Source organism: Microbacterium wangyouchuni (assembly GCF_054072595.1).
In genome coordinates this window covers 411,590-428,329 of record NZ_JBSVRM010000002.1, presented here as the reverse complement: position 1 = coordinate 428,329, position 16,740 = coordinate 411,590, and the positions used below count along the sequence as shown (strand labels likewise).

The window sequence follows — 16,740 nt, the reverse complement described above, 5'->3', positions numbered from 1 at the left end:
CTCGGCGCCCACCAGCCAGAACAGTGAAGCAGTTCTGGGGGTTGCGTGCGGATCTCGCAGAATTGCGATGGGGGCCAGATTCACGAAATTACGTGGAGCCCTCCGCTCGTTCCCTTACTGTACCACCACGCACGTCGACGGCCAGCATGAGAGCATCCCACGGGGTGTCGGCGATGGATTCGGCCAGCTCCACTGCGAACTGGCGGTTGCCTGGCCCATCGGCGAGAACGAGAACGCTGGGTCCTGCCCCGGAGACGACGGCGGCGAATCCAGCCGCACGCAGCGCCATGACGAGCTTGTGCGTCTCCGGCATCGCCTCTGCCCGGTAGTCCTGGTGCAGTCGATCCGCCGTCGCGTCCAGGAGCAGCTCCGGGCTCTGCGTGAGAGCTGCGATCAACAGCGCGGAGCGAGAAACATTGAACACGGCATCCTCACGCGACACATGCGGAGGCTGCAGCGAACGAGCAAGGCTCGTCGACATGGTCTGCTCCGGCACCAGGACGAGTGGCGCAACGCCACGGTGCACCAGCAACTTCTTGTGCTGCGGGCCGCGCTCTCCTGTCCAGGCGATCGTCAGACCTCCGAACAGAGCCGGTGCGACGTTATCGGGGTGCCCTTCCAGCTCAGTCGCCAAGCGGAGCAGGTCGGCGTCGGTGAAGTCGACCTCGCCAGCAAGAAGCCCCTTAGCTGCCAGCACGCCGGCCGTGACCGCTGCGCCGGATGACCCGAGTCCGCGCCCGTGCGGCACACCGTTGTGTGCGACGATGCGCACGCCGGGCATATCGCGTCCAGCATCCCGGTAGACATGCGCCATCGAGCGAACGATGAGGTTCGATTCGTCTCGCGGAATCTCGGATGCCCCGGAGCCGGTGACTTCGATCTCGATCCGGTCGTCCGACAGCGCGGACACCGTGAGTTCGTCGTAAACGCTGAGTGCGAGTCCGAGCGTGTCGAAGCCCGGTCCGAGATTTGCGCTCGTGGCCGGCACCTGCACCTGGACGGTGCGCCCCTCGACAAGCTCGGGGTCCGAAACCGCCATCACTCGCCTTCCACGCGCAGTACGGACACGACTCGGTCGACGACCGAACTGGCCGCCAGCGCCGCAACAGCGTCACTCAGAGCCTGCTCGGGCGCGCGGTGCGTACCGATGATCAGGCGGGCGGTGGGGTCAGATTCTGACTCGATCGTCTGCACGAGTGTGGCGACCGAGACACCGCCCTCGCTGAGGATGCCGGCAATCGTGGCGAGCACGCCCTGCTGGTCGGACACTTCGAGGGTGATCTGGTACCGGGTGATGACATGACCGATCGGCACCGTCGGCAGGTTCGCCCGCGTGGACTCCCCCACGCCGACACCTCCGGCGATATGACGGCGCGCAGCGGAGACGACGTCACCGAGCACAGCGGACGCGGTCTGCACGCCGCCGGCACCGGCGCCATAGAACATCAGCGAGCCGGCCGCTTCTGCTTCCACGAACACGGCGTTGTTCGCCCCGTGCACCGTGGCGAGTGGATGCGTGCGCGAGACCAGTGCCGGGTACACACGGACCGAGATCGACTCGGTGGCATCAGTGGTGATGCGTTCGCACACCGCGAGCAGCTTGATGACGAATCCGGCAGCACGTGCCTCTTCGATCATCGAGGGCGTGACCTGGGTGATGCCCTCACGGTGCACCGCTTCCAGAGGAACCGTGGTGTGGAACGCGAGGGATGCCAGAATCGCCGCCTTCTGCGCGGCGTCGAAGCCTTCGACATCTGCGGTCGGATCTGACTCCGCGTAGCCGAGCCGCTGTGCGTCAGCGAGCACCTCGTCGAAGTCGGCTCCCTCGGAGTCCATCCGGTCGAGGATGTAGTTCGTGGTGCCGTTGACGATTCCCATCAAACGCACAACCCGGTCTCCGGCCAGCGAATCGCGCAGCGGACGGATGATCGGGATCGCACCGGCGGCGGCGGCCTCGTAGTGCACCGAAGCGCCCACCTGGTCGGCCGCTTCGAACAACTCAGTGCCGTGCGTTGCCAGCAGAGCCTTGTTGGCCGTGACAACATCGGCACCGGAGTTCAGCGCGGTCAGAATGTTGGTGCGGGCAGGCTCGATACCACCCATCAGCTCGATCACAATGTCGCTTCCGACGATCAGGCTCTCGGCATCCGTGGTGAACAGCTCCTTCGGGAGGTCCACATCACGCGGAGCATCGACATCGCGTACCGCGATACCGGCGAGCTCCAGAGATGCACCGGCACGGTCCGCCAGTTCGGCTCCGTGACGCAGCAGCAGGTCGGCGACCTGGGAGCCGACGGCACCGGCGCCGAGCAACGCCACCCGAAGCTTTCGATACTCCGCTGTGTTGTTCCCCTGAGCCGCATCGCTGTGTGCAAGGTCGGTCATCGTGCTCCTTCATTCGTGCTGATCCCGGTGTCCCGCGCGAGAAGATCTTCCAGGCTCTCGCCGCGCACGATGACGCGGGAAGTGCCGTCTGCGACCGCGACGACCGCGGGACGAGGGACGTGATTGTAGTTATTGGACAGCGAAGCGCAGTAGGCGCCGGTCGCCGGAACGGCCAGTAGGTCTCCTGGGGCGATGTCGCCGGGGAGATACTCGTGGTCGACGACGATGTCACCGGATTCGCAGTGCTTGCCGACGACACGGGCCAACACGGCATCCGCCGCGCTGAGACGCGAAGCGACGCGAGCCGAATATTGCGCGCCATACAGAGCCGGTCGCGCGTTGTCGCTCATTCCGCCGTCGACGCTGACATACAGCCGGCTCCCGCGCTCCAGTCGCACGTTCTTGGTCGTGCCCACTTCGTAAAGGGTGACGCCGGCAGTGCCGATGATCGCTCGCCCTGGTTCAAAAGCGAGCTGCGGCATCGGAATGCCGCGTGCCGCACATCCCTCGGCGACCGTTTCGACGATCTCTGCGGCGAGCTGCTCAATCGGTGTTGGATCATCGGCACCCGTATAGGCGATTCCAAAACCACCGCCGAGGTTCAGCAGCGGGGCATCGCCGCTGGCGAGGAGCTTCGCGTGCAGTTCCAGCACGCGCGATGCTGATTCCCTGAATCCGGCGACGCCGAATATCTGCGAGCCGATGTGGCAGTGCAGTCCCAGAAATTCCAGGCTCGGCAGAGCGCGGATGCGTGCGACTGCGGTTTCGGCGTCCGTCAACGGCATGCCGAATTTCTGGTCCTCGTGGGCGGTCGCGAGGAAGTCATGCGTCTCAGCGTGCACGCCGCTGTTCACTCGCACCAGCACGCGCTGCACAGCGCCGCGCTGCGCGGCGGCCGCCGCGACCCGCTCGATCTCGATCGCACTGTCGATGATGATCGACCCGACGCCGACCTCTACGGCCCGTTCGATCTCGGCGAGCGACTTGTTGTTGCCGTGGAACCCGATACGTGCAGGCTCCACGCCGGCTGCGAGGGCGATCTCCAACTCCCCGCGCGTGCAGACGTCGACGTTGAGGCCCTCCTCGGTCACCCAGCGTGCGACCGCTGTGGACAGGAAAGCTTTGCCGGCGTAATAGACGCGCGCACTCGTCCCGTGTGCGGCGGCAGATTCGGAGAATGACGTGAAGAATGCGCGTGCGCGGCTGCGGACTTCCAACTCGTCGAGTACGAGCAGAGGGGTGCCGTACGTCCGCGCCAATTCTGTCGTTGTCATCCCCGCGATCGTCAGTGCACCGCTGTCGTCGCGGGCTGCTGATTTGGGCCAAACCAGTGGCGCCAAAGAGTTGGCGTCCTCTGGCTCTACAAGCCATTCCGGGGCGAGCGATTCTGCGTGAGACAGCACAGAGCACCAATCGTGGAGGGAATCCTCGGGCCAGATCACGCCAATCGAGGTTGCCCCGATTCTAGAGCAACGGCGCGCGCCGACATGCATCCGCAAGTCCCTCCTCGACACACACGATCATTCATTACGGTGAAGGCATGCCCAACACGCACACAACGGAATCCGAGCACAGCGACAAGGCTGGCGGCGTGGCAGCGTTCGTGAGGTCCGCCATCGCCTGGGCGCTGGCCCGCAAGCTCGTGCGGGCGGCGTTGCTGTACTCCGACAGGCGCGGCCCCGCTCTTGCCGACAGTGTCACGTACCGGGCGCTGTTCAGCGTCTTCGCGGGACTGCTGCTGGGTTTCTCCATCGCGTCATTGTGGCTGGAGGGCAACACTGCCGCGTGGAAGGCGATCACCGACGCCATCAGTTCGGCCATCCCCGGACTCATCGGCGAAGGCGGCGTCGTTGAGGATCCCGCAACGATCGAGGCTCCCACCGGTCTCTCGATCGCCGGCATCATCTCGCTGATCGCATTGATCGGTGCAGCGCTCGGTGCGATCGGCTCCCTGCGCATCGCCGTTCGCACGATTGCGGGCTCCGTGATGGATGACACGTTCTGGGTGTGGGTCATCGTGCGCAACCTCGCATTGGCTGTCGGTATCGCGGTTTCGTTCGTCGCGGCGGCCGCCGTCACCTTCCTCGCACGCATCGGGATCGGATTCGTGACGGATCTGCTCGGCGTGCCATCGGATGCCACCGGGGCGGTGTGGGGCATCCGCATCGTCTCCCTCCTAGTCGTGTTCGCACTGGATGCGCTGCTCATCTACGGCGTCTTCCGTTTACTGTCCGGTCAGCGCGCGTCGACGCGTGCGGTCTGGTCCGGTGCGATGCTGGGCGGCTTGGGACTGCTAGTGCTGCAGGAGCTCTCCAGCCTGTTCGTGGGAGGTGCAACGTCGAATCCGCTGCTGGCCTCTTTCGCCTCACTGTTGGCGCTGCTGATCTGGCTCAACCTCAGCACCCAGGTGATTCTGGTCGCGTGCGCCTACATCGTCACCGGCGCCGAAGAAGAACACGACCGCGTGTCAGCGCGGGCGGCAGCGCGCACCTTCGCACAGCGACGCGTACAGCTCGCTCAACACGATGTGATCATGACGACCAGAGCGTTGCGCGCTGCGGAAGAGGCCGCAGCTGAGGAGCAGCGGGGTTCTTAGCTGCACACCCCGTTGTGCTGCAGTGCCGCGTCGGTGATGATCGCACCATCCACGTCGACGTCGATGACAGCTGTGGAGTGTTGGATCGTGAGACCGGTGACGGTGATGCCAGCAGGAAGCTGATCCGCGATGCAGATCCGGTGCGGCTGTGTCAGCCCCGCCGCCGCGTCTCCGAATCGCTCGGCGATCTCGGCGGCGTTCAGCGTGACCCCGGCGACTCGCAGCTCGACGGGTGTGAGCAGAAGTTCTCCGGCATCCGCCCCCGGCTCAACGGTCAGGGCAACCGGAACCGGCACACCGATCACCGTGAAACTGCTCGTTGCTGTGACATTCGGCGCAGCGAATGCGATCTCATCGATCGGCAGGTCGGATGCTGCCGCCAAAGCGACGAACTCGTCCTGGTCGATGCGCACGGTGCCAGCGGCCCCGTCGAGGTCTCCGCCGTGAAGCGGAACTCCGACGGCCGTGACAGCAGCGGCTCCCGTGACACCGCCGATGGTCACAGCGTCCGTTTGCAGGTGCAGCTCATCGAGGCGCCCGCCGATCAGCTGCGGCAGCAGTATGCCGGAGGCATCCACGTCGAGCTCCTGATCGGCGGGCAGCTCGAGCTGCTCGATCACGATGCCGCGCACAATGCCGGGCAGGATGCTGCGCGCGACGAACTCCGCGACGACGATGAGCACCGCGAGTATTGCGACGACGATGAGCAGCACCCAGGGCCATCGCCCGCGCCGCACAACGTCGTCAGACATCACATGCGTTCCGGAGCGGAAACGCCGAGCAGACCGAGGCCATTGCGCAGAACCTGACCGGTGGCGTCGTTCAACCACAGACGGGTGCGGTGCACGCTCTCGATCGGGCTGTCACCGAGAGGCGTGACGCGGCAGTTGTCGTACCAGCGGTGGTAAAGACCCGCGAGCTCTTCGAGATAGCGCGCAACCCGGTGCGGTTCGCGCACCTCAGCGGAGAACGCGACGATGCGCGGGAACTCCTGAAGGGCACCGAGCAGAGCGGACTCCGTCTCGTGCGTCAGCGTCTGCGGAGCGAACTCCGAGCGGTCAACGCCCGAGTCTGCGGCGTTGCGGCCCACATTGTGAGTGCGCGCGTGCGCGTACTGCACGTAGAACACCGGGTTGTCGTTGGTGCGCTTCTGCAGCAGCTCCGGGTCAAGGTCCAGCGGCGAGTCTGCGGGTGAGCGCTCCAGCGAATAGCGCAGCGCATCGGTGCCGAGCCAGTCCAGCAGGTCGTCCATCTCGATGATGTTCCCGGCACGCTTGGACAGGCGGGCGCCATTGATCGACACCATCTGCCCGATCAGCACCTCGACGTTCTTCTCCGGGTCCTGACCGGCGGCGCCTGCGATGGCCTTCAGCCGATGCACGTACCCGTGGTGATCGGCGCCGAGCAGATAGATCTTGTTCTCGAATCCGCGGTCACCCTTGTTCAGGTAGTAGGCGGCGTCGGCGGCGAAGTAGGTGTACTCGCCGTTGGAGCGGCGGATGACCCGATCCTTGTCGTCGCCGAAATCAGTGGTGCGCACCCAGACGGCGCCGTCCTCGTCGAAGACGTGCCCCTGCTCACGGAGGCGATCCACTGCCTGATCGATGAGGCTGGACCCGGACGCGTCCTTCTCGTGCAGCGAGCGCTCCGAGAACCACACATCGAAAGGCACATTGAAGCGGTCGAGCGAGCTCTTGATCTCGGCGAGCTGATACTCGTAGGCGAGATCTTCGGCCACCTTCAGCTGTTCTGCCTCCGGCAGCTCAAGCAGATCAGGGCGCGCCTCCAGCACCCGCGCCGACAGCGACGCGATGTACTCCCCCGGGTAGCCGCCCTCGGGGGTCGGCTGCCCGTTGGCTGCAGCCACGACGGATGCCGCGAACCGCTGCATCTGCGCACCGGCATCGTTGATGTAGTACTCGCGGACGGCATTGGCGCCACTGGCCAGCAGCAACCGCACGATCGAGTCGCCCAGAGCCGCCCAGCGCGTGTGCGCGATGTGCAGTGGGCCGGTCGGGTTCGCAGAGACGAACTCGACGTTCACGCTCACACCCTGCTGCGAGGTGTTGGTGCCGTAGTCGCTTCCGGCCTCGACGATGGTCTTCGCAAGCACGCCAGCCGCGGCCGCATCGAGGCGGAAGTTGATGAAGCCGGGGCCGGCGACCTCGGCGCTGGCAACGCCATCGACGCGGGCAACCTCATCGGCGATCTGCTGTGCGAGCTCACGCGGGTTCGTACCGAGTTTCTTCGCCAGACGCATCGCCAGGTTTGAGGCCCAGTCGCCGTGATCGCGGTTGCGCGGACGCTCCAGGACGATGTCGGAGACGTCGAGGTCGAGCGTCTCGTCGGGGCGCAGGGCTGCCGCGATCGGTGTGACGACAGCGAGAATGGCTTCGGCAAGAGTGTCAGGGTTCATAGCCTGTCAAGTCTACGGCGCACGCAGACGCATTTTTCCGCGCTGAATTGGCGATCAGCATCCGATCGCCTACCCTCATGCCATGGCCAGGGCACAGACGCGCCGAAGCGCACGAGCAACGACGCTGATCGCCGTGCTCGTCGTGGCACTGTGCGCGGTGGCCTTGGGCGTCTGGCGCCCCTGGATCCCTGCCCCCACCGCGGCGCCGGTGCTCGCCGCCGACAGGCCGGCTGCAATCGTTCCGGAGCCTTTGGCTCTGCCGGTGCATCCGCATGTTCTCGTCTTCGGCGACTCGTGGACATACGGCTCGGCCGCCAGCGATCCGAGCCTCGGTTACGCGTACGTACTGGCCGATCTCATCGGCGGCACCACCACCGTCGAGGGTGTGCGCGGCAGCGGCTATCTCAAACCTGGGGTCGACGGGCCGGCATTCGGAGAGCGTATCGCGGGGCTGGATCCTGCGCTCGATCCCGACCTGGTGATCATTCAGGGTTCCATAAACGACCGTGCGCAGGGCGCTGCCGGTTACCGCGATGCCGTGAACGCGGCGTGGGACGCGCTGGCTGCGAAGTATCCGGATGCCGCGATCGTCGTGCTGGGGCCCGCACCGCACATCCTTCCTGCTGAAGACGGCACCGTGCGAATCGACCAGGATCTGGCCGCCCTCGCGAGCGCGCGCGGCTGGTGGTATGTCTCCCCCATCCACGCGGAATGGATCACATTCTTCAATTACCGCGATGTCATCGATATCGACCTCGGCAACCGGCATCCGTCGACCGCAGGGCACCGCTATCTTGCGGAAAAGGTCGCCGCCGCGCTGACAGATCTGGCCGCCGCGCCCACAACCGAGGCCGGCGTTGCGGAGTCCGCACCCAGTCGGTGATATTCTCGATCGGTACGCCTCCGTAGCTCAGTGGATAGAGCGCCGGTTTCCGGTACCGTAGGTCGCAGGTTCAACTCCTGTCGGGGGCACACATTCTGCAGAAGGGCCGTCCATTGGACGGCCCTTCTGTGCTGTCCGCAGCACTTGGTACCAGAACGTGATGTTAGCCGTTAGGTGACGACGACTCCGTCCGTGCTGGGGCGTCCCCACGCGACCGATACGGACGATTTGTGCCCGACCGCATCCGCTCGATGAACCCGGGTGCGAGATCGAGGATGCGACCACCTTCTTTATCACCTGCAGCCAGGTCTTTTCCTCGCGCCCGTGCGCGCGCGAGCGGCGGTATCGATCCTCGGAAATCCTCCCGTGGACACGTTCCGCGCGATGGGCGCGGCCCAGGTCCGACCGGGCTGCGAGCGCCGAAGCGCAGCACGGCGGGATTCACAACGGAATCGGCCCATATCCACCCGGACGTGTTGACACGCCTCTTGACCGCTCCATAGCGTGGATCGGGATCCCCTACTCGGGGGCTCAGCTTCGGAAGGGCAAACAATGCAGTTTACAAAGCGTTCATTCACCGCCGGAATCGGCACGTTGGCAGCCATCACGCTCTCGGTAGGAATGGTCGGCTGCGCAGGTGGTGACGCCCCCGAAAGCGACGGCGAAGGCGCAGGCGGCAGCGACCTCAAGGACACCTATACGGTCGCCACGGACAGCTCCTTCGTTCCGTTCGAGTTCGACCAGGATGGTGAGCACGTCGGGTTCGACATGGACATCGTCAACGCGATCGCCGATGAGGTCGGCTTCGACGTGAACCTCGAAGTCACGAACTTCGACGGCATCATCCCCGGCCTACAGACCGGCGCATTCGACATCGCCATCGCCGGTATTACGATCACCGAAGAACGCAAGGGCGCTGTGGACTTCACCAGCCCGTACTACAAGTCCGGTACCCGTATCGGCGTCCCCGTCGACAACACCGACATCACCAGCATGGAAGACCTCGAGGGCAAGACCGTCGCGTCTCGACTGGGTTCAGCACCGCTGGATTACCTGGCTGAGAACGTGCCCGACGCGAAGGCGCTTCCGTTCGAGCAGCTCGACCAGATGTACCTCGCAGTCGAGGGCGGCACCGCAGATGCCCTGCTGTATGACGCTCCCAACGTCGAGTACTACATCAAGACCACCGGCGAAGGAAAGCTGAAGGCCGTCGGTGACCTGTACGAAGCTCAGGAGTACGGCATCGCCGTGTCGAAGGAGAACGAGGCACTCGTCGAGGCCATGAACCAGGCGCTCGCCAACATCATCGACGACGGACGCTACGCCGAGATCTACCAGGAGTGGTTCGGCGAGGAGCCCACCTGGCTCGAGGATCTTGCCGCCATGGGCGTGGACGCCAAGTAGTATCCACGCACTATTCGTTGAGGCGGGTGCAATCATGCACCCGCCTCTTCCATGAGAGGCACACTCGACATGCACGCACTCGCAAACTTCAACTGGGCCGGAGTGATCGAATTCCTCCCGGCGCTCGGGGTCGGTCTTTATTACACGTTGCTGGTCTCGGTGATCGGCATCGGCATCGGCTTCGTCATCGGCGCATTCGTCGGCCTGGGACGCATCAGCCAGATTAAACCGCTCTACTGGCTGGCCACCGTCTACGTCGAGCTGATCCGCGGCACCCCTGTGCTCGTCCAGGCCATCTGGATCTACTTCGCGCTCCCGCTCATCATCAATTACACCTTCCCCTCCCTCGTCGCCGGCATCATCGTGATCGCTTTGAACTCCGGTGCGTATATCGCCGAGATCGTTCGAGGTGCTGTCCAGTCAGTCGACAAGGGACAGATGGAGGCTGGCCGCTCGCTCGGCATGGGCAAGCACGTGACCATGCTCCACGTGATCTGGCCACAGGCCTTCCGACGAATGATCCCGCCGCTGGGTAACCAGTTCATCATCAGCATCAAAGACACGTCATTGCTCTCAGTGATACTCGTACCCGAACTCATCTTCCAGGGCCGTATGATCGCGGCCAGCCACTTCAACGCGGTCGAGATCTACACCACGGTCGCCGCTTTCTATCTCGTCATCACACTCACGCTGTCGAAGGTGCTCAGCATTGTTGAAAAACGATTGGACCGCTGATCATGATCATTGAAATCAAAGATCTCCATAAGTCATTCGGTGACAACGAAGTGCTCTCTGGCATCAATTGCACAGTCGATGAGTCCGAGGTCGTCTGCGTCATCGGCCCGTCCGGTTCCGGCAAGAGCACGCTGCTTCGCTGCCTCAATCGTCTGGAGGAGATCACCAGCGGCACCGTCATCGTTGATGGCAATGACGTCACAGACAAGAAGATCAATATCGACGGCGTTCGCACCGAGATCGGCATGGTCTTCCAACAGTTCAACCTGTTCCCGCACAAGTCCGTGATCGAGAACATCATGCTCGCGCCCATGAAGGTTCGCGGTCTCGACAAGCAGGCGGCGCTCGAGCGCGGTCGTGCGCTGCTGACGAAGGTCGGACTCTCGGAGAAGGAGAACGCCTACCCTGCACAGCTATCCGGCGGACAGCAGCAGCGTGTCGCCATCGCTCGCGCGCTTGCGATGGAACCGAAGATCCTGCTGTTCGACGAGCCGACCTCGGCGCTCGATCCGGAACTCGTCGGAGATGTGCTCGCTGTGATGAAGACCCTGGCGGATGAGGGCATGACAATGGTCGTTGTCACGCACGAGATGGGCTTCGCTCGAGAGGTGGGCGATCGCGTCGTCTTCATGGACGGCGGAGTGGTCGTGGAGGAGGGAATCCCCAGCGCCATCTTCGACTCTCCCCGCGAGGCGCGCACGAAGGAGTTCCTCGACAAGGTGCTGTGAGTCATTTGGCTGCTGCCTGATCGTAACGACCTCTGCTCCACGCTCTACGATGGAAGCGACTCCGTCCCCCAGCACAATCGAGGTTTGAGACTTGCAGTTCATCTCCACACGCGGCGGCTCACTCGGACAGTTCTGCGATGTCCTGCTCGAGGGTCTCGCCCCCAACGGCGGCCTCGCCGTCCCCGAGCGCCTTCCGCAGCTCACCGGTGACGACCTCGAACGGCTACGCCTGCTGACCTATCCGCAGCTGGCCACCGAGGTTATCGGGTTGTTCGCCACCGACATCCCCCGAGAAGACCTCGCCCGGCTGTGCGATGCGGCCTACGGCGGCGGTAAGTTCGCCGTCGACGAGATCGTCCCGCTGACCGAGGTCGGCGAGGGCATGACTCTGGTCGGGCTGTCCGAGGGCCCGACTCTCGCGTTCAAGGACATGGCGATGCAGTTCCTCGGCGAGGCGCTCGAGTACGTGCTCGAGAAGAACGACCGTGTGCTGAACATCCTCGGGGCGACCTCGGGCGATACCGGATCCGCAGCGGAGCATGCCCTGCGCGGACGCGAGCGCGTGTCGATCTTCATGCTTTCCCCGCAGGGCCGGATGAGCGCATTCCAGCGTGCGCAGATGTACTCGCTGCAGGACGAGAACGTGCACAACATCGCTGTGGAAGGCGTCTTCGACGACTGTCAGAACTTGGTCAAGCGTCTCTCCACAGACCTTGATTTCAAGCGCGCCCACAGTCTCGGCGCGGTGAACTCGATCAACTTCGGTCGTATCTCGGCGCAGATCGCCTACTACGTGTGGGCGTGGCTGCGTGTCACTGACGGTCTCTCGGAGAGCGAGCGAGCAGATTTCGCTGTCTCCTTCGCAGTTCCATCCGGCAACTTCGGCAATATCCTCTCCGGTCACTATGCGAAGAGCATGGGGATCCCGATCCGCAAGCTCGTACTCGCGTCGAACGAGAACAACGTGCTCGATGAGTTCTTCCGCACCGGGCACTACCGACCGCGCAGCGCCGAGAACACGCTGGCGACGTCGAGCCCGTCGATGGACGTCTCGCGCGCTTCGAACCTTGAGCGTTTCGTCTTCGATCTGCTGGGTCGCGACCCGGAGCGCACCGCGGCGGCCTGGCACGAACTCGAAGAACGCGACGAGATCGACCTGTCCGGCGAACTCAGCCGGTTCACGGACGAGTTCGGTCTGGTCAGCGGCACCAGTACGCACGCCGATCGACTCTCGACGATCCGTGACTTCTCCGCGAACAGCAGTGTCATCCTCGACCCGCACACCGCCGATGGTGCAAAGGTCGCGCGTGACCACGTCGAGGATGGCGTCCCCATGCTCGTCCTCGAAACGGCGAAGCCGGCGAAGTTCGCCGATCTCATCGCTGAGGCTCTGGGCACCACGGACGAGCCGGATGCCGATACTCAGGCGCTGCTGGATGCACCGCAGCGTGTGATCGAGATGCCCGATGACGAGCAGCAGCTCCGGGCCTTCATCTCCGAGCACGCGCTGAGCTAAACTGCCGCGCATGAACGCCAAGGTCGACTTCAAGAAGCAGATCGGGGCGTATTCGGCACGCAGGGGCCGCTTCGACATCGTCGAGGTGCCGTCCCTGCGTTACCTGATGATCGACGGTCACGGCGACCCGAACACCTCCCCTGAGTTCGCCAGCGCCGTCGAGGCGCTGTTTCCGATCGCGTATACGCTGAAGTTCACCAGCAAGAACACCCTCGGCCGCGACTACACGGTCATGCCGTTGGAGGGGCTGTGGTGGGCGGACGATCATGCCGCGTTCACGTCCTCACGCGATAAGTCGCAATGGGATTGGACGATGATGATCATGCAGCCCGATTGGATCGACCACGAACACTTCGCGGATGCTGTCGCCAGAGTCACAGCGAAAAACCCCGGCAGGCGGTTCGATGAGGTGCGATTCGGCTCGTTCAGCGAGGGTCTGTGCGTTCAGACGCTGCACGTGGGTGCCTTCGATGATGAGGCGCCGGTACTCGCTGAGATGCACGATTCGTTCATCCCGCTGAACAGGCTGAGCCTGACCGGCAAGCACCACGAGATCTACTTCAGCGACCCGCGCAGAGGCGATCCTGCCAAACGCCGTACGTTGCTGCGTCAGCCGGTCCGACGACTCAGAAGATAACGACGTAACGCATGATCGCATCGAAGAACACGTCTGCGAGCCCTGTCGACTGTTGCATCTGCGTGCGAGCATCGAGCGCTTCGGCGGCCACATCGGTGATGACCCCATCGATGTCATCGCGCATCAGATCGCGGATGCGCTGCTCATCGTTCACTGTCCATGCCATCGCGCCAAGACCCGCCGCATGCGCGGCATCACGCATCTCATCGGTGAACGACCACTCCTCCATTACGAGGAAATCCGCTGAGGTCTGCGGCACTCCCATGCCAGCCAGCGCCATCGTGAGCCCTACGGTGAGGTTCGGCCGCACCCGCTTGAGTTCTTCGACCGTCGGGCCGTCGAGCGAGTGGTAGATGTTGTCCTCGAGCACCCCCAGTGACTCAAGCTCTTGCACCAGCCGCGGCACCAGATCCGGTGTCTCGGCGCCGTGGAGTTTAATCTCGATCAGCAAAGGCTGTTCGATGTCCTTGGCCACGAGCACGTACTCCTCGAGGGAAGGAATGCGGTCGCTGTTGCCCTGCGTGTCGTGAACAGTGAGCGCGCTCAACTCATCCAGGGTGAGCTCGCTGACCGCACTGTCGTGATCTGCGAGCCGGCTGAGGTTCGCATCATGCATGACCACGAACTGCCGATCCGCGGTCTCCATGACGTCCATCTCCACGAAGTCAGCGCCTACCTCACGCGCGGCTTCCAGCGACGACAGCGTGTTCTCCACTGCCTCGGCGGTGTAGCCGCGGTGTGCGATCACAAGGGTATCCGGCGCCCGCGACAGTGCATTCATAAGCGGCAGGTTCACAACGCTCAATCCGGCGATCAACGCTGCCGCGCACAGAACCGCGATCAGTGCTCTTCGCGGCTGAGGTTGCTCCTTCTCGGAATCAGCGACGGCTGCGGCCTCGGCATCTGACACTCGAGAGGCGTCCGGCACGACGATGCGGGTTAGCGTCACCACGATGGACACAATCATGACGCCGCCCATACCGATGATGGTCAATGCGCATGCCTGTGTGAGGGCGAGCATCACCGCGGCGACGGCAGGAGATGCGGACGGCGCAAACACATCTGTGAGCGCGACAGGCGCAAGCCCGACGGCGACGAGCACCGCACCTGCCAGCGCGCCGGCGATGAGCACCGTGGCAACAAGCAGTGTGAGTGTGATGCCGTGGCCGCGCATGAGTCGCCAGCTGCGGCGCTGGGCGCGCCCGCCCGTGGCGTCGGTCATTGCGAACAGCGGAACGGCCAGGGCGAACCGCACATTCAGCGTGAGGAGCACGAGGAGAAAAACGAGGTAACCGATCATGCCCGCGGTCGTCTTTACGAGCTCACCAGAGATGAAGGACGGAATCGTGATCGCCTGCGAAAGCACGGAGAGGAAGCCGATCCCGCCCAGCGGAAGCAGCAGAAACAGATAGGGCAACAGCGCAAGTGAGCTAGGCCGCAGGAGCTTCCGTGCGAGCGAAGCCACGTGCGTCAGCGCATCGCGACTGAGGAGGCGCTCTCCCGCCTGTACGCGTTGCACCGCGACGACGAGTACGAGGAACTGCAGTGACAGCACCAGGAAGCCGACAATGACCACGATGAGAATGAGGCCGGCGGACAACGGGGCCTCGATAAGTCGCGGGAGGGCAGCAATCTCGACGCCGCTGAGCCCCGCCGCGCGCAACGCCTCAGCGAACAGCCAATGCAGCACCGGTGCGGCGATCACCGCAACGATCAGCTGGCCGACCAGATACACCGAGGCCAGACGCCAGCCGCCGCGGCGCACAACCTGCCATGCAGCACCGAGAAGGTTCCGATAGGCGCCCTGCGAAACAGTCCTCTCGCTCGCCTCCGCTTGCACCGTGTGGTCGGTCATTGCGCTGCGACGCGAGTGCGCACTTTGCGGTACGGGTGATCCTGCACGCGAGAGGATGCTTCGTCGACAAGCTGCTTATACGTTTTTGATTTCCGTGCCCCGGCCATGAGGTGCTTGGTGGTGCGCGCTGCTTTGCGCAGATTCATCGGGCGCCCCTCGATTCCGTACAGCAGCCGTGCCCAATCGGGAAGCAGATGCAACACGCCGTCCTGCACAATCACCCCGGTCCACACCTTCAGCGGATTGCCGCGGAGCGCTGGTTTGCGGAGGTTTCGAGTCACTTCCGCAGCCTCGATCCCGAGGGCGAGCCAGTGCGTCTGGCCGTCGATGTACTCCTGCAGTTCTTGTGCGTTCGAGGGCAGCAGCGCTTCGTCTTCGATACCGATCAGGCGCGCGGCCACGTGTTGCTCGACGATGAATTGGTCAGCTTCGGCAGGGGTGATCTCGACGCCGAACTCCTGCGATGCGCGCAACAGCGCGTATACGAAGGTGTTGTGCGTCCAGGCCAACCACTCCGGCTTGTCGGCGCGCAGGACTTCACCCGTGGCGGCGTCCGTCCACGTGGCATGCACGTGCATTCTTCGCACCGAGGCCGACGCGGCATCCGCGTGTGCGCGGTCGCCGAAGATTACAGTTTCGAAGTATCGGCCAGTGCGTTCATCACGGCCCGCCGAATCACTGTGCGACTCGGTCGCGTTGTAGAAGACGCGCATCATGTGCGGGTTGAGCGCCTGCAGCAGCAACGCTGCCATGCCGCCCAGTTTCGATACCGGGTCGGCGAACACTCGCCAGGAGATGCTGTCGGGAGCGAAATATCCGTCATGCGCGGTTCCGACATCTGCGACGGCCGCGGGATCCTGAACACTCATGGAGCTCCTACTCTTGCACTTAGTCCAAAGTTAGACTTGGTTCATGATGGCACAGGAGCCGGGACGCCGTGAACGCAAGAAGCGCGAGACAGAAAACGCGATCGAAGAAGCTGCCATCTCCCTCGCGCTTGAGCGCGGTCACGCTGCAATCACCGTGCCCGATATCTGCGAACGAGCCGACGTCTCACGCAGCACATTTTTCAACTACGCGGCATCTCGCGAGGCGGCCATCTTCGGCCGTCCCCTCAATCTACTTCCGCACGATCAGGCTCTCGATCTGCTGATGGCGGACACCAGTGCGAGGAACACGACCGCCTTGTTCATGGTTGTCCTCGCTTCCCTTCCGCACGCGCAGGTGAACCCTGTTGTGGCGGCAGGGCGTGCGCGACTGCTCGCCGAGCAGCCGGACACGCAAGCCACGCTGTTCGCACAGTTCGGCCCGATCAGCACCCAGTTGACCGCCGTTGCGGAGCACTGGTTGCTCTCCTTGCCCTCGCGGCGCGTCATCCCAGACGACACAGCGGCGCGTGAGGCGACACTGACCGTCTCTATGGTCATGGGCGCTTTCATGGCCGTCGTCAGCGAAGCCTCCGGACCCACCGATGTGACGCTCTCGATCCCCGCCTTCGAGAAGGCGATCGCCGATATCCGTCGTCTGACCGCGCGCTGAGGCGGGCACGTTCGACAGCACAAGAACCAGCACTGCCGCGAGCATT

15 protein-coding genes and 1 tRNA gene are annotated in these 16,740 nt (G+C 63.9%); 9 read left to right on the top strand and 7 right to left on the bottom strand.

The window, feature by feature from the left end; translation table 11 throughout:
• Positions 1 to 88 precede the first annotated feature (88 nt).
• From thrB to lysA, 3 genes are read right to left on the bottom strand one after another with little or no spacing between them, the layout of a single operon-like run.
• Positions 89 to 1,039 (bottom strand): homoserine kinase, encoded by a 951-nt coding sequence (gene thrB / locus ACW5CM_RS04745; protein WP_457124312.1) that lies wholly within the window; start codon positions 1,037 to 1,039, stop codon positions 89 to 91.
• A complete protein-coding gene (locus ACW5CM_RS04740; RefSeq protein ID WP_439254800.1) occupies positions 1,039 to 2,385 on the bottom strand; it encodes a homoserine dehydrogenase in 1,347 nt (448 codons plus the stop codon). The genes thrB and ACW5CM_RS04740 overlap by 1 nt, the downstream gene beginning before the upstream one ends.
• The gene (gene lysA / locus ACW5CM_RS04735; protein WP_439254801.1) at positions 2,382 to 3,788 is read right to left on the bottom strand and encodes a diaminopimelate decarboxylase; all 1,407 of its coding nucleotides are present in this window, start codon (positions 3,786 to 3,788) and stop codon (positions 2,382 to 2,384) included. The genes ACW5CM_RS04740 and lysA overlap by 4 nt, the downstream gene beginning before the upstream one ends.
• Before the next feature lie 137 nt (positions 3,789 to 3,925).
• Between lysA and ACW5CM_RS04730 the strand changes: the two genes are divergently transcribed.
• The gene (locus ACW5CM_RS04730; protein WP_439254802.1) at positions 3,926 to 4,981 is read left to right on the top strand and encodes a YihY/virulence factor BrkB family protein; all 1,056 of its coding nucleotides are present in this window, start codon (positions 3,926 to 3,928) and stop codon (positions 4,979 to 4,981) included.
• Here the strand turns inward: ACW5CM_RS04730 and ACW5CM_RS04725 are convergent.
• Together ACW5CM_RS04725 and argS are read right to left on the bottom strand one after the other, a co-directional pair.
• Positions 4,978 to 5,733 (bottom strand): DUF2993 domain-containing protein, encoded by a 756-nt coding sequence (locus ACW5CM_RS04725; RefSeq protein ID WP_457124311.1) that lies wholly within the window; start codon positions 5,731 to 5,733, stop codon positions 4,978 to 4,980. The genes ACW5CM_RS04730 and ACW5CM_RS04725 overlap by 4 nt on opposite strands.
• On the bottom strand, positions 5,733 to 7,397 hold the full coding sequence (gene argS / locus ACW5CM_RS04720) for an arginine--tRNA ligase (RefSeq protein WP_439254804.1): 1,665 nt from the start codon (positions 7,395 to 7,397) through the stop codon (positions 5,733 to 5,735). The genes ACW5CM_RS04725 and argS overlap by 1 nt, the downstream gene beginning before the upstream one ends.
• Positions 7,398 to 7,479: 82 nt before the next feature.
• Between argS and ACW5CM_RS04715 the strand changes: the two genes are divergently transcribed.
• The 7 genes from ACW5CM_RS04715 (at position 7,480) to ACW5CM_RS04685 (ending at position 13,300) form a co-directional block, all read left to right on the top strand.
• Positions 7,480 to 8,280: an SGNH/GDSL hydrolase family protein gene (locus ACW5CM_RS04715; protein ID WP_457124310.1), complete on the top strand. Its 801-nt coding sequence runs from the start codon at positions 7,480 to 7,482 to the stop codon at positions 8,278 to 8,280.
• Between the two features lie 16 nt (positions 8,281 to 8,296).
• Positions 8,297 to 8,369, top strand: a tRNA-Arg gene (locus tag ACW5CM_RS04710).
• A 463-nt stretch (positions 8,370 to 8,832) separates the two neighbouring features.
• Positions 8,833 to 9,684, top strand: a complete 852-nt coding sequence (locus ACW5CM_RS04705) for a transporter substrate-binding domain-containing protein (RefSeq protein ID WP_438253608.1) — start codon at positions 8,833 to 8,835, stop codon at positions 9,682 to 9,684.
• Between the two features lie 69 nt (positions 9,685 to 9,753).
• On the top strand, positions 9,754 to 10,419 hold the full coding sequence (locus ACW5CM_RS04700; protein ID WP_438253607.1) for an amino acid ABC transporter permease: 666 nt from the start codon (positions 9,754 to 9,756) through the stop codon (positions 10,417 to 10,419).
• Between the two features lie 2 nt (positions 10,420 to 10,421).
• The gene (locus ACW5CM_RS04695) at positions 10,422 to 11,147 is read left to right on the top strand and encodes an amino acid ABC transporter ATP-binding protein (protein ID WP_438253606.1); all 726 of its coding nucleotides are present in this window, start codon (positions 10,422 to 10,424) and stop codon (positions 11,145 to 11,147) included.
• A 91-nt stretch (positions 11,148 to 11,238) separates the two neighbouring features.
• Positions 11,239 to 12,663, top strand: a complete 1,425-nt coding sequence (gene thrC / locus ACW5CM_RS04690) for a threonine synthase (protein ID WP_457124309.1) — start codon at positions 11,239 to 11,241, stop codon at positions 12,661 to 12,663.
• Between the two features lie 10 nt (positions 12,664 to 12,673).
• Positions 12,674 to 13,300 carry a GyrI-like domain-containing protein gene (locus ACW5CM_RS04685; protein ID WP_439254808.1) on the top strand — a complete coding sequence of 209 codons (627 nt, stop codon included), beginning with the start codon at positions 12,674 to 12,676 and terminating at the stop codon, positions 13,298 to 13,300.
• On the opposite strand, the gene ACW5CM_RS04680 is transcribed toward ACW5CM_RS04685, so the two are convergent.
• Both ACW5CM_RS04680 and ACW5CM_RS04675 read right to left on the bottom strand, forming a co-directional pair.
• Entirely contained in the window at positions 13,290 to 15,155 is a 1,866-nt protein-coding gene (locus tag ACW5CM_RS04680) for a glycerophosphodiester phosphodiesterase (RefSeq protein WP_457124308.1), read from the bottom strand. The genes ACW5CM_RS04685 and ACW5CM_RS04680 overlap by 11 nt on opposite strands.
• Positions 15,152 to 16,024, bottom strand: a complete 873-nt coding sequence (locus tag ACW5CM_RS04675) for an oxygenase MpaB family protein (RefSeq protein ID WP_457124307.1) — start codon at positions 16,022 to 16,024, stop codon at positions 15,152 to 15,154. The genes ACW5CM_RS04680 and ACW5CM_RS04675 overlap by 4 nt, the downstream gene beginning before the upstream one ends.
• 43 nt (positions 16,025 to 16,067) lie before the next feature.
• On the opposite strand from ACW5CM_RS04675, the gene ACW5CM_RS04670 reads away from it, so the two are divergent.
• Positions 16,068 to 16,694, top strand: coding sequence for a TetR/AcrR family transcriptional regulator (locus ACW5CM_RS04670; protein WP_439254811.1), 627 nt, complete (start codon positions 16,068 to 16,070; stop codon positions 16,692 to 16,694).
• The last annotated feature ends 46 nt before the right edge of the window (positions 16,695 to 16,740 follow it).